Source organism: Alcaligenes sp. HNGD-HTN06, from assembly GCF_049932565.1.
In the GTDB taxonomy this organism is placed as follows: domain Bacteria; phylum Pseudomonadota; class Gammaproteobacteria; order Burkholderiales; family Burkholderiaceae_B; genus Alcaligenes; species Alcaligenes ammonioxydans.
The window spans coordinates 636,099-649,092 of the sequence record NZ_CP187782.1; the positions used below are offsets into that span (position 1 = coordinate 636,099).

Here is a 12,994-nt window from a genome sequence, read left to right on the forward strand (position 1 = left end):
CAACATGCATGTGTTCGAGCGCCGCATCACCGTGGAGTGGGGTGACTGCGATGAGGCCGGGATTGTTTTTTATCCCAATTATTTTTATTGGTTTGACAGCACGTATCAGGCCTGGCTGCGGCAAGTGGGGTTGAGTCAGCGTATTTTGCAAAGTGAGTACGACGCGGTGACACCACTGGTGGATGTGGGCGCCAATTTCCGTGCGCCGGTGACTTATGACCAGGAAATTCGTATTGGGGTGCGGGTCGTCCAATGGCAGGAGGGACGTTTCAAGATGGAATACCAGGTCTTCAATATGGACGGGGTACAGGTTGCCAGCGGTCATGAGTGGCGAGCGTGGGCGAAGGTTCTGCCCGGGGGAAAACTCAAAGCGGCGGCCATTGCCCCCGGTTTTCGTCAGCGTCTAGAGGGAGGTGGTGCTGTTTAACTGGGCCTGATTCGACGCAGGCAGGCGTTGTTGCACATCATGCAAGGCCGGCTTGCCATCGAGCGGGATGTAGACAAAAGCCAATTGCTTGAACAGGCGCGCTTGCCAGCGTGCTTGTTGCAGGCTGATATCGAGTACCAGCAGGCTGGGTTCATCTGGCCATTTACCATTGGGGTCCAGGTTGACTGCAGGCCACCAGCGCAAGTCCAGTTTCTGCAAACTACGCAGCAAACTTTCCTGGACTGCGTCGTTAAAAGCACGGCTGCAAATTTGTGCGCCTGGATTGCAGGCGGTCAAAATCGCCGCCCCACGGCTGGTTTCCTGTTGCAGTAACTGATTTAAGGTTCTGTTGAACTGGCCGATACGCACATCTATATCGCCCTGCGGGCTATGTACACGGTAGATCGCCTTCTCGAATGCGTGAGACAGGGCGGCGGGCAGGTCTTTCTGTGTAGACATAAGCTATCTTGCGTCGTTCTGTTCTCTGGACCCACAAAACAGGCAGTGGGATGCATGGTTTCTGTGCTAAAGCCCACCCCCGGCAAAAGGCGCCCATTTTTAATGGGAGGCAGCCGGCAGAGAAAAAATCTGCCGGGCGCGGGGAGCTTGTTTCAGACCATGCATCCATTATTTACACAGTTTCAGCCTTCAAGCAAGGGATGCGACCCGTGGGTCCTGGATGCGATTCCAGATGGCATACAGGCTGGGCAAGAATAAAAGGGTCAGGATGGTGCCGATGGCTGTGCCGCCGATCAGCGTCAATGCCATGGATCCCCAGAACACGGAAAACGATAGCGGGATAAACGCCAGCACGGCGGCCAGCGCCGTCAAGATAACCGGGCGGGCGCGCTGGACGGTAGCTTCAATCACCGCATCATAGGGGGAGGCCCCTTCGGCGCGATTGGTCTTGATCTGCTCGATCAGGATGAGCGTGTTACGCATCAGGATGCCGGCCAGACCAATCAGCCCCAAAATGGCGGTGAAGCCAAAGGGCTGCTGAAAGATCAGCAGGGCCGGCACGCTGCCAATCAGTCCCAAGGGGGCAGTCAGAAATACCATGATCATGTTCGAGAGCGAACGCACCTGGATCACGATGACCAGGAGCATCAGCGCAATCATGACCGGAAAGACCGGCAACAGAGCGTCGTTGGATTTCTTGGCCTCGGCGGTAATCCCGCTCATCTCGATCAGATAGCCCGGTGGCAGAGAGGCTTGCAGGGGAGCAAATGCCTCCATGACCCGGTTGGCCACTTCTGCCGGCTGAACGTGTGGAGCAATGTCACCGCGCACGGTCATGGTGGGTAAACGATTGCGGCGAGCCAACTTGGGCTCCTCCTGGATGATCTCCAGTTTCCCAATCTGTTCCAGTGGCAGGTTCTTGCCTTGGTCGTTGGTGACGGTCAGGCCAGACAGTCGGGTGGGGTCATGCCGGTTGATCGCCGAGCTGCGGGCGATGACCAGGACATTGCGCAGGTCCTCACGGTATTCCGCCACTGTCGTACCATCGAGTTGCAGCTGAATTTGCTCGGCCAGACGCTGGCGGTTCAAGCCCAGGGCTTGCAGGCGTTGCGGGTCTATATCCAGCTTCAACACGGGCACGCGTGCGCCCCAGTCCACGTTGACCTGACGCATGTCCGGGTCGGCTCGCATGATGGCCATGGCCTGTTCCGAAATGTCGCGCAACCTGTCCAGTTCGGGGCCCCGAACCAGAAACTCGACCGGATACTTGGTGGAGGGGCCAAATACCAGTTGGGTGGCGCGAACCCGTGCCTCGGGAGTCAGACCATCGGCCACCACCTGACGAAAGCGCTGCAGCAAGGCATCGCGGTCGTGATGATCCGCCGTCAGGACGACCAGACGGGCAAACGAAGGGTCCGGCAGTTCCGGGTTGTAGGACAGAAAAAAGCGTGGCGCACCCTGTCCGGCATAGCTGGTGGCCAGTCGTGTTTCAGGCTGCTCGCGCAGCCAGCTTTCCACTTTGCGGGTGACGGCCTGAGTGGACTGGATGCTGCTGCCTTCGGGCAACTGCACCTCCACCAGCAGTTCAGGCCGATCGGACGTGGGGAAAAACTGCTGTTTGACGAAACCCATGCCCACCACCGCCAGTATGAAGGCCCCCACCACAATACCGGCCACCAGAAACTTATGGTGTACGGACCAGGCGATCATGCGCCGCAGGCGCATATAGTTGGGCGTGTCGTAAATGGCTTGATGGCCCCCTGGGCGGGCCGCAATGGCGGGCAAGAGCTTCACGCCCATATAAGGCGTGAACGCCACGGCGACCACCCAGGAAGTCAACAGGGCGGCTGCCAGAATCCAGAAGATGTTGCCTGCATACTCTCCGGCAGAGGAGCGGGCAAACCCGACGGGCAGAAAGCCAATAATGGTCACCAGCGTGCCAGAGAGCATCGGGGCTGCCGTATGATTCCAGGCGTAGGCGGCGGCCTTCAGGCGGTCCATGCCTTCTTCCATCTTCACGATCATGATCTCGATGGCAATAATGGCATCGTCCACCAGCAGGCCCAGCGAGATAATCAGCGCGCCCAGTGTGACTCGGTCAAAGACCTTGCCCGTCATCATCATGATGACAAACACCATGGCCAGTGTCAGGGGGACGGCAGCGGCCACGACGATCCCCACCCGCCAGCCCATGCTGATCAGACACACCAGCAGCACCACACTGAGCGCGGCGAAGAACTTGAACATGAACTCGCCCACCGCCGAGGCAATATTCACCGATTGGTTGGTCACGGTCTCCAGCGAGAATCCCAAAGGCAGGGCGGCAGCAATCTCTTCGCGCGCTTTCTCCAGATCTTTGCCCAGGTACAGGCCGTTATAGCCTTCTTGCATGACCACATCCAGCAGCATGGCAAACTGCGCATTATGATGAATCTCGAAGCTGGGCGGGTCCTCGTAGCCCCGGCTGATGGTGGCAATATCGCCCAGACGCAGCGCGTGACCCTGAACATAAATATAGGTGTCGCTGATCGCCTGAACATTATCCAGTCCCGCACTGAGGCGCAGATGAATCCGTGGCCCGTCGGTACTGATGGCGCCACTGGGGGTCATGGCGCTGCGCTGCGACAGGGCCTGCAGGATCTGTTGGGGATTGAGTTGCAAATTGTGCAGCTTGGTCTCGTCCAGATCGATGAAAATACGTTCGCTTTGCTCCCCCAGGATGTTGACCTTCTTGACGCCGGGCACTTGCAGCAACTGGCTGCGTACCTTCTCCGCCTCCCGGGTCAGCAGGCGGGGCGGCAAACCAGGGGCCTGCAGCGCGAACAGGCTGAACGACACATCCGAATACTCGTCATTGACGAAAGGGCCCTGTACGCCCTGGGGCAGACTGGGCGCCTGATCCTGGAGCTTTTTACGTAACTGGTAGAACTCGCTCTGGACATCGGCCGGGGGCATGGTGTCCTTCAAGGTCACCACCATCAGGGCAGTGCCGGGACGGGTGACAGTCTCCACTTTGTCAAACCAGCGCAGCTCCTGCATGCGTTTTTCCAGGGGCTCGGCCACCAGATCCTGCATTTCCTGGGCCGTGGCACCGGGCCACAGGGTGGTAACGGTAAGAACTTTGACGGTAAACGCCGGGTCTTCTGCCCGACCCAGCTTGACGAAGGAGTAGATGCCGGACGCCGCCAGGGCGATGATCAGAAATAGAGTGATGGCCCGTTCGCGCACGGCCAGCGCGGAAAGATTGAAGCGGCCTGTCATGGCTTGGCCTCGCGTGTTTCAGGGCGCACTTCCTGGCCTTCGTGCAAGAGATTGGCGCCCAGCGCCACGATAGGGGTGCCCGCTTCGGGCCCATCGGAAAGGTAGGCGTGTTCCTGGGCCAGCTTGGCGATAGTCACTGCCTGCCAATGCACGGTGTTCTGAGCGTCGATGACCCACACGCCCGGGCCTTTGCCTGGATCGTAAAGCGCGGTGAGGGGAACCTGGTTCAAGGCATCCGCCTCCGGGGGTGTCAGGTGCACGATGGCGCTGGAACCCAGGCGGGCGCTGATGGTTTCATCGTCAAAGGAGAAGCGGGCCTGATAGCTGCGCGTGGCCGGGTCCGAGGACTGGGCCAGTTCGCGCAATCGGGCGGGCAGGCTTTGCTGGGAGTCGGTCAGCTCGATCGTGGCGCGGGTGCCCAGCGGAATATCCCATTGTTCAGGCAGGCTGACGATCACCTCTCGCGGGCCGTCCAGAGCCAGACGCAGCACGGCCTGACCGGGACTGACAACCTGGCCAACGTCACCCATCTGCGCAGTGATAATGCCATCCGCATCTGCCTTTAGGGCGCTGTACTGATCGGCATTCCGTGCGATTTCGGCCTGTGCCTGGGCGGACTTGAGATTGGCCTGAGCGCTGCGCAACGCCTGTCTGCTTTGTTCGTGGGCCTGACGAGAGACGCCCCCCTGGTCGACCAGCAAAGACAGGCGCTTGTAATCCGATTCGGCCTGTTCGGCCTGAGCCTGGGCAGCTTGTACGGCGGCCAGACGGGCGCGGTGATCCAACTGCAGGTCCTTGGGGTCCAGCGTCATGAGGAGCTGCCCCTTTTTCACATGTTCACCGTTTTGGACATGGCGTGTGTCAATTTTGCCGCCCACCCGGAAGGCCAGTGGGCTTTCGACTCGTGCGCTGACCAGTCCCAGAAAGCGCCGTTGCTGATCCGCCTTGGCTTGAACCATGCTTTGAATCACCAAGGGCGCCTGGGTGCGTGGGTCAGCCTCCTGGGTCTGCTGGCTGCACCCCATGAGAACCAGGGTGGTGGACAAACTCAATACAGGACTAAGAGAGCGAAAGAGAGCCATTCAGGACTCCGGGTAAGTAAATAGTTGGTTGAACTGTAACTAGGGAGGTAGGTCAGGGCATCAGGCTGCGCAAAATCAGGGGGGTTACCACCAGCAAACCCTGACGCGTTTTTTCGGCCGGATGTATCTCCAGCAGCACGGGATGCAGACAGGCTGTGAGTGCAAACAAAATGCCCTGAACCACTTCGTCCAGCGGGGCACGCCGCTCGAAGTCTCCGCTTTCCCGGCCTGCGCGTACCAGTGCCGTGATTTGTGCCAGCAGATCCTGCCTGTGCTGATCGACAGTGGGCCAGTTGTTTTGCAGGGCCTCGATCACGACTTCCTGCATGCGCCCTTCTTGCAGGAACAGCTCCAGGCTTAGCTGGCAGGCGGTTTCGATAAAGTGGCGCAGCCGCTCGATGGGAGGGAGGTCACTGTCGACAATCTGCTGCAGCTGCTGATGCATGCCATGCAGCACCGAGTGGCAAATGGCCTGGCCGATAGCCTGCTTGGAGTCGAAGAAGCGATACAGGTAAGCGCTGGAGACGCCGATTGATTTGGCCAGACTCGCGACCGAGGTTTTGCGATAACCATAGAGCCGGAAATGCCTGTTGGCCTGCTCGATGATCTGTTCGCGGCGATGGTGTTCGGTCGGGCCACGCTGGCCCAGGGTGCTGACAGGCATGACTCTTGAATATTGAAGTAACGATAACGCAATACATTAACTTCCCTGGAGAGCGGGAGCAAGACAATTGCTGATTTGAATAGGGAGAAATGCAAGAGCACTAGCAAGCCACAGGCCTGCGCAGGCAGCTCGCTTGCAGCTGGCGAGCCCTGGGCCACGCCTCATTTCCTGGAAAGGGGGCTGGGACTATCAGGGGGGGGGCATGGTACCGGTAGGAGAGCCCGATGGACGGGGTGGCCTTGGAGGAGCGGAGCGCGACCATGGTTTGACTCGGGGCGCTGGGTTGCGGCGTGCCTGGAAAGGCAGGCCTTTATAAAAGCCTGCCATGGGTTTTGCAGCAGTAATGAAAAAAGCCTGACAGATCGAAATCTATCAGGCTTTTTGGAATTTTTGGCGGAGCGGACGGGGCTCGAACCCGCGACCCCCGGCGTGACAGGCCGGTATTCTAACCAACTGAACTACCGCTCCGCAGCGGTGCCAAGCAAAAGCTTTGGCGTCCCCTAGGGGATTCGAACCCCTGTACCCACCGTGAAAGGGTGGTGTCCTAGGCCTCTAGACGAAGGGGACAGGACTTACAACTAAACCGTCGTTTTGGTGGAGGTAAGCGGGATCGAACCGCTGACCTCTTGCATGCCATGCAAGCGCTCTCCCAGCTGAGCTATACCCCCAATTTCTCTTTACTTCATTTTTTGACTGTGCCAAAAAACCAAAGTATCGAAATAAGTGTCAGGCTTGACGAGGCTTGCCACTTCAAACTGCTAGAACCAGTCCGGGACTGATTCATAAAATCTTTTGGCGGAGCGGACGGGGCTCGAACCCGCGACCCCCGGCGTGACAGGCCGGTATTCTAACCAACTGAACTACCGCTCCGCAGCGGTGCCAAGCAAAAGCTTTGGCGTCCCCTAGGGGATTCGAACCCCTGTACCCACCGTGAAAGGGTGGTGTCCTAGGCCTCTAGACGAAGGGGACAGGACTTACAGCTAATCTTCGTTTTTTGGTGGAGGTAAGCGGGATCGAACCGCTGACCTCTTGCATGCCATGCAAGCGCTCTCCCAGCTGAGCTATACCCCCATTTCGGTGTTCTTTTTTGTTGACCACCAACGAAGAATTGAGATTATGAAGATGTTTTTGTCTTTGTGCAAGTCTTTTGAGAGAAAAAAGAAAAATAAAGCAAAAAAACTTCAAGACAGGGGGCTGAGGCAAGACGAACGCGGGTAGGAAGGGGCGAGATGGACACAAGAGGCAGGCAGGGGAAACCGGGCCGAGTGCGACTTGCTCCCATCCGTATCTTTTTATTTCAAGCGGTGTTTTGTATCTTCTTTGTGTCATAACATTTCATATATGAGTCAATAGACGTAAATCGTTTCTCGACTTCACGTCGTTTTTTTGTCCCTTTTGCGGGGGGGTAAATCCCCTCTTAGGCGCATAAATGAAGGCTCTATAAGAAATTTGCGCTGCTCGGTAATCTAATGATGTTATGCTTCGATGAGTAACATTTCACCTGCAATCATTACGTTTTGTAGGCCGATCTCTGAGCCTGCATTTTCTATTTAATGGCGCTATGTCAGCAAAGCAGTGCATATCATCACCTCTGCCTGTTCCAGTGGATGCACAAAGACGAATCAGTTTGCGTGCTTTGCTGATTTGGGTGCTGCTGGTTTGGCTGTTGTTGATTTCCGCGACGGTTACGGTCATTTACAAGCAGAATCAGGCAGATATCCGCTTGCAGGCCAGCAGTGGCCTTTTGCGACAACTGTCGGATATCAGTTATTCCGTGGCGCTGGCCGCGCCATCCAGCTCCACCCCGGCCCGTTTGCGTCAGCTCGACCAGCAGTTTCAGTCTGTCGTGCAGTTGCTTCGCGAGGGAGGCATGGTCGATGGTGTGGTTCTCGTGCCGCTGGACAAACCCTTGCTGGGACTGGTCTCGCAGTTGAGCAATGAGTGGCAGCGGCGGCTGATGCGCCTGGATTTTCCGGTCAGCTCGGAGCAGGTGCTTTTACCCGCTGCCAGTCTGAATGCCGAAGATTCCCTGTTCCGGCATAACACGCAGCAATTGCTGGACGCTTTTGACGTTCTGCGTGAACGTACCCGCTCCCAGCACCGCTGGACGGTGTTTTTCATGCTGGCGCTCGATGCGTTGGCGCTGTTTCTCTCTTACTTTATGTTGCGCGCCTGGGTGGCCACGCCCTTGAGGCAACTGCTCGCCCAGGGAAAGGCCTTTACCCAGGGGCATTACCGCACAAAAAGCATCAGTTCCGGTACGGATGAAACGCGCTATTTGTCGCAGATTCTGAATGACTGCGGGTTGCAGATTCAACAGCGGGATGCCCAGCTCTCCATTCAGCAGCGCAATTTATCGCAGCTCAACGCCATATGCCGCAGCGTAAGTCACAACCCTTTATTGGGTATTTACGTGAGCCGCGACGGCCGCTTTGATTTTGTTAATAAAAAGTTGGCGGAAACATTGGGATATAGTCGCGCGCAATTGCGTCAGGAGTTCACGGTGGATCAGATTTTCCTGTCTCCACGATTTCCGTCCCTGACTCATACGGTGCCCGATTCGCGTTCAGGCGGCAGCAGTTTGCGTTATGAAACACGGGCATTGCGTCATGATGGCAAATCCATTGATGTAGAGATCTGTGCCATTCCCATTCGGCTGGATGGCCGTACCGCCATGGTGGCAGTGGTGCAGGACATCACCACGCGGGTGCGTAATGAGGTGACGGGTCGCTTGGCGGCGGTAGTCTATGAGAACACCTGCGAAGCCATTGTGGTTACCGACCGCTTTGGCCACGTGGTCGATGCCAATCCGGCCTTTAGCCGCATCACGGGCTATGAGCTCGATGAAGTTCGCGGACGCAGCTTGTCGCTTCTGAATTCCGGTCGTCAAGATCGCGAGTTCTATCGCAAGATGTGGCGCGAGATTTCAGAAACGGGGCGTTGGCAGGGGGACATCTGGAACCGTCGCAAGAACGGGGAGGATTTTGCCGAGCGCCTGACGATCAGCACTGCGTGGAACCCCGACGGCACGGTGTATCGTCACATCGGCCTGTTTACGGACATCACCAGCCATAAAAAGCGTGAGGCCCAGATGTGGCGGCAGGCGCATTACGATCATTTGACAGGCTTGCCCAACCGGCAAATGTTCCAGGATCGTTTGCAACAGGCTCGCGAGCAATCCCGCCGTACTGGTTTGCCCTTCGCCCTGATCTTTATGGACCTGGACTTTTTCAAGGATGTGAACGATTCCCTGGGGCATGAGAAAGGAGACGTGCTCTTGCAGGAAGTGGCCCAACGCCTGCAACGCTGTGTGCGGGTGACAGATACGGTGGCGCGAATTGGTGGCGACGAGTTCACTGTCATTTTGTCCGATATCAGTGATACATCGATTGTGGAACGTACCTGTCGCTGTTTGCTGGACACGATTGAGGAGCCTTTCCAGCTGGGCAAGAACTCGGTGTCTGTCTCTGCCAGCGTGGGTATCACCTTGTTCCCCGAGGATGGGGACGATGCCGGTCAGCTTTTGAAAAATGCGGACATGGCCATGTATGCGGCCAAAGCGTGTGGTCGCAACCAATACTGCCGTTTTTTACCTGCCATGAGCGAAGCGGTGGAGGCTCGCCTTCGTTTCTCCCAGGATCTGCAAAAGGCCTTGAGCGAAAAGCAGTTTCAGCTCTATTACCAGCCTATTGTGGATATGCGTACGGGACAGGTCACCCGCGCTGAAGCCTTGATTCGTTGGGAGCATCCTCAGCTCGGTCTGGTGCCGCCTTCGGAGTTCATTCCTTTTTCCGAAGACTCCGGGCTGATTGTCTTGATCGGAGAATGGGTATTCGAGACGGCTGCCCAGGCGGCGGTCAGGCTGCGCCACGAGTTGGACCCCAGTTTCCGGGTCAGCCTGAACGTGTCACCCGCGCAGTTCAAGCTCAATGGTTCTTGTGCGCGGGAATGGGTGGAGTATCTGCAAACCCAGGGCATTCCGGGCGATGCGCTGGTGGTGGAAATTACGGAGCGTCTGTTGCTCGATGATCAGGGGCAGGCCTTGCAGCAGCTGCGCTCCTTGCGTGAATATGGCATGAGTGTGGCGCTGGATGATTTCGGCACAGGCTATTCCTCTCTGTCCCATTTGAAGCGCTTTTCCATCAATGTGCTCAAGATTGATCAGTGTTATATCCGTAATTTGGCGCTGAGCAGCGAGGATCTGGTCCTGACCCAGGCCATGATCGTCATGGCGCAAAAACTGGGTTTGCGCGTCGTGGCAGAAGGAGTGACCAGCCACGAGCAGCTGGACTTGCTCAACCACGCCGGCTGCGATTACATGCAGGGCTATTTGTGCTCGACGCCGATCCCGGCAGACGAGTTTGTGGATTGGTGCAAGACCTGGAATCGGGACCATGCAGGGGGATTTGCCGCGGGTCTGTATCCCGTGGGTCCCCAGGCGTTGCAGTAAGAAGGTCTGTTCAGGCGACGCGGTCGCTGGACATGTCGGCGTGCCGCACCCCCGGTGCTCAGGATGAGCGGCGAGCGCGCCAGGCAAACATAATCAGCAAGAGGCTGGCCCAGATCAGAAAGGGCAGGTTGCCGTATTTTACGTAGGGTGTCAGGCCAGTGGTGCCCTGTACTTCCACATCCAGTACGCCCGGTGTCAAGGGCGGCAGCACGGCGCGAATCCGTCCATACGGATCAATGGCAGCCGTCATGCCGGTGTTGGTCGCGCGCAGCATGGGACGTCCTGTTTCCAAGGCTCGCATGCGCGAGATCTGCAAATGCTGGCTCAAGGCCCAGGAGTTCCCGAACCAGCCCAGATTGCTGATATTTAGCAGCACGCTCGCCCCCTGCTGACCAGGGCGGCCCTGGACGGCCTGGATGATCTCTTCACCAAAAACGTCTTCATAGCAGATATTGGCCGCGACACGACCTTCTGGCAGCTGGAAAGGAGCTTGTGGCAGGGCGCCCCGGTGAAAGTCACCCAAGGGGATATTCATCATGTCCACGAACCACCGAAAGCCGGCGGGGATGAATTCGCCAAAGGGCACGAGATGGTGTTTGTCGTAGTAGGCAGCAGTGCTGTTGATGATGTCCTGAGGCTGGGTTTGGGGGGTGATCAGCAAGGCACTGTTGGTATAGCTGAGTTTGCCATCGACCGTACCGCGATCCATGGGTACGCCCAGCACCAGATTGGCTTGATGACGTTGGGCCAGTTCTGTCCAGCGCAACCAGAAGCTGGTTTCCAGACGGTTCTGCAAAACCGGGATGACGGTCTCGGGCAGGACAATCAGACGCGGCGCGTCCTCGGGGGATTTGGCGTCCAGATTGGCCAAGTCGTAATAGCGTTCTATGCCCTCGCCCATCGCGGGGCCAAACTTGGCGCTCTGGTCGACATTGCCTTGCACCAGCCGGGCGATGAACGGATCACCCTGAGGTTTAACCCAGGCGATATGCGGCAAACTGATGCCGATCAGGCCGAAAACCATGGCGATGCCAATACCAATGGCACTAGAAGGGCTCTGGTTTTTGTCTTTGGAGGCGGCAAACTGGGCGATGACCGCGGCACTGAAGGCGGACAGCCAGGCCAGACCATAGACGCCGACAAGTGGAGCCCAGCCGGTAAACATGCCTTCCGCATGGGCGTAGCCGATGTTCAGCCAGGGGAAGCCGGTCAGTAGCGTGCCCCGCAGCCATTCGCTCAGCGCCCAGCAGCTTGCAAACCCCGCGGACAATAGCAGTCGTGGTAGCCAGGCATCACTATTGTGTTTGGGACGCAGCTTTTGCCACACGGCCGCAGCCAGGGCGGGGAAAAGGGCCAGTGCAGCTGCCAGCAGCAAGACCCCCAGGGCCGCCAGCCATGATGGCATCCCGCCATACTGGTGCATGCTGATGTAGAGCCAATACACGCCGACGGCAAAGTTGCCCAGACCAAACCAATAGCTGCGTCCGAAAGCTTGTCGTAACGACTGCGCTGCCATGATCTGCGAACAGGCTATGGCTAGCAGGGTGATCTGATAAAACGGCAGAATCCAGGAGGGCAGCGGGCCTATCGAAAAGGACAGGGCATGCAAGCCCCCCAGAGCCAGCATTAACGCGACGCGCAGCGCCTGGGGGACAGGTTTGGAATCAGGATTGTTCAAGATGGGGCTCGGCGGGTGTGGCTCGCTGAACGTGCAGCCAAAGGGCTCGTTTCGCATCGGCACGCACGACGGTGATGCTGATGCCGTCAAGCTGGGCGACATCGCCCCGGCGAGGGATGTGCCCCAGTTCGGATGCCAGCCAGCCACCCACGGTATCAAAGTCGTCGTTGGGCAGATTGGTATGGAACGCTTCGTTGAAATCGGGGATTTCGGTCAGGGCCATGACCCGCCAACTGTCAGGGCCTGCCTGGAAAATGGTCTGTTCGGCGTCTTCATCGTATTCGTCCTCGATGTCGCCGACAATTTGTTCCAGCACGTCTTCCATCGTGACCAGCCCGGCGGTGCCGCCATGTTCGTCAATGACGACGGCCAGGTGATTGCGGCTGCCACGGAACTCATGCAGCAGCACATTCAGGCGTTTGGTTTCAGGAATGAACACGGCAGGGCGGATCAGCGGCCGCAGATCCAGTGTGGGGTTGGCAATGGACAGCAGCAAGTCTTTAGCCAGCAATATACCGATGATGTTGTCGCGTTCCGTCTCATAGATGGGGAAGCGGCTGTGGCCCGTTTCAATAATGATGGGCAGCATCTCGGTCAAGGGCTTGGCGATGTCCAGCATATCGATCTTAGAGCGCGGCACCATGATATCGGCCACCGTCTTATTGGCCATATCCAGCGTTCCAGCGATCATGGAGAGCGATTCGTCGTCGATGACTTTGCGAGCGTGGGCCGCAACCAGGACAGACTTAAGGTCTTCTCGGTCTTCGGGCTCGTGACGCCGATTGAAAAAAGCACTTAAGCGAGAGATAGGATTGTTTGAGCTAGCCTTGGAAGGGCGGGGCTCAGGGTCGGTAGCAGAGTCTGACATTGTCCGAAGGACGAGTTAAGGAAAAATTAAGCATAACCGAAAAACGATGACAAGGTATGGACCTGTCATCATTCGCAAGGCGTGAAGCACGGCGCGTATTGATGC

8 protein-coding genes and 6 tRNA genes are annotated in these 12,994 nt (G+C 57.5%); 2 read left to right on the plus strand and 12 right to left on the minus strand.

What is annotated here, in order from left to right:
* Positions 1–4: 4 nt before the first annotated feature.
* On the plus strand, positions 5–427 hold the full coding sequence (locus ACOZ42_RS02970) for an acyl-CoA thioesterase (RefSeq protein WP_003803716.1): 423 nt from the start codon (positions 5–7) through the stop codon (positions 425–427).
* Here ACOZ42_RS02970 and ACOZ42_RS02975 read toward each other — a convergent pair.
* From ACOZ42_RS02975 to ACOZ42_RS03020, 10 genes are all read right to left on the minus strand, one after another.
* Complete coding sequence (locus ACOZ42_RS02975) at positions 404–886, minus strand: DUF3293 domain-containing protein (RefSeq protein WP_003803714.1); 483 nt, start codon at positions 884–886, stop codon at positions 404–406. The two genes, ACOZ42_RS02970 and ACOZ42_RS02975, sit on opposite strands and share 24 nt — an antisense overlap.
* Before the next feature lie 189 nt (positions 887–1,075).
* On the minus strand, positions 1,076–4,147 hold the full coding sequence (locus ACOZ42_RS02980; protein ID WP_426345532.1) for an efflux RND transporter permease subunit: 3,072 nt from the start codon (positions 4,145–4,147) through the stop codon (positions 1,076–1,078).
* On the minus strand, positions 4,144–5,229 hold the full coding sequence (locus ACOZ42_RS02985; protein ID WP_426345533.1) for an efflux RND transporter periplasmic adaptor subunit: 1,086 nt from the start codon (positions 5,227–5,229) through the stop codon (positions 4,144–4,146). The genes ACOZ42_RS02980 and ACOZ42_RS02985 overlap by 4 nt, the downstream gene beginning before the upstream one ends.
* Positions 5,230–5,281: 52 nt before the next feature.
* Positions 5,282–5,893, minus strand: coding sequence for a TetR/AcrR family transcriptional regulator (locus ACOZ42_RS02990; protein WP_426345534.1), 612 nt, complete (start codon positions 5,891–5,893; stop codon positions 5,282–5,284).
* 391 nt (positions 5,894–6,284) lie between these two features.
* Positions 6,285–6,361 (minus strand) — tRNA-Asp (locus tag ACOZ42_RS02995).
* A gap of 23 nt (positions 6,362–6,384) precedes the next feature.
* A tRNA-Glu gene (locus tag ACOZ42_RS03000) sits at positions 6,385–6,460 on the minus strand.
* Positions 6,461–6,485: 25 nt separating this feature from the next.
* Positions 6,486–6,561, minus strand: a tRNA-Ala gene (locus ACOZ42_RS03005).
* Positions 6,562–6,686: 125 nt separating this feature from the next.
* A tRNA-Asp gene (locus tag ACOZ42_RS03010) sits at positions 6,687–6,763 on the minus strand.
* Positions 6,764–6,786: 23 nt separating this feature from the next.
* Positions 6,787–6,862: transfer RNA gene (locus ACOZ42_RS03015), tRNA-Glu, on the minus strand.
* A 26-nt stretch (positions 6,863–6,888) separates the two neighbouring features.
* A tRNA-Ala gene (locus ACOZ42_RS03020) sits at positions 6,889–6,964 on the minus strand.
* Positions 6,965–7,520: 556 nt separating this feature from the next.
* Here ACOZ42_RS03020 and ACOZ42_RS03025 point away from each other — a divergent pair.
* Positions 7,521–10,343, plus strand: coding sequence for an EAL domain-containing protein (locus ACOZ42_RS03025; RefSeq protein ID WP_426345535.1), 2,823 nt, complete (start codon positions 7,521–7,523; stop codon positions 10,341–10,343).
* Between the two features lie 58 nt (positions 10,344–10,401).
* Here ACOZ42_RS03025 and lnt read toward each other — a convergent pair whose 3' ends face one another.
* A complete protein-coding gene (lnt, locus tag ACOZ42_RS03030; RefSeq protein ID WP_219236096.1) occupies positions 10,402–11,970 on the minus strand; it encodes an apolipoprotein N-acyltransferase in 1,569 nt (522 codons plus the stop codon).
* Positions 11,971–12,007: 37 nt separating this feature from the next.
* Entirely contained in the window at positions 12,008–12,889 is an 882-nt protein-coding gene (locus tag ACOZ42_RS03035; protein WP_039943754.1) for an HlyC/CorC family transporter, read from the minus strand.
* Positions 12,890–12,994: the final 105 nt, after the last annotated feature.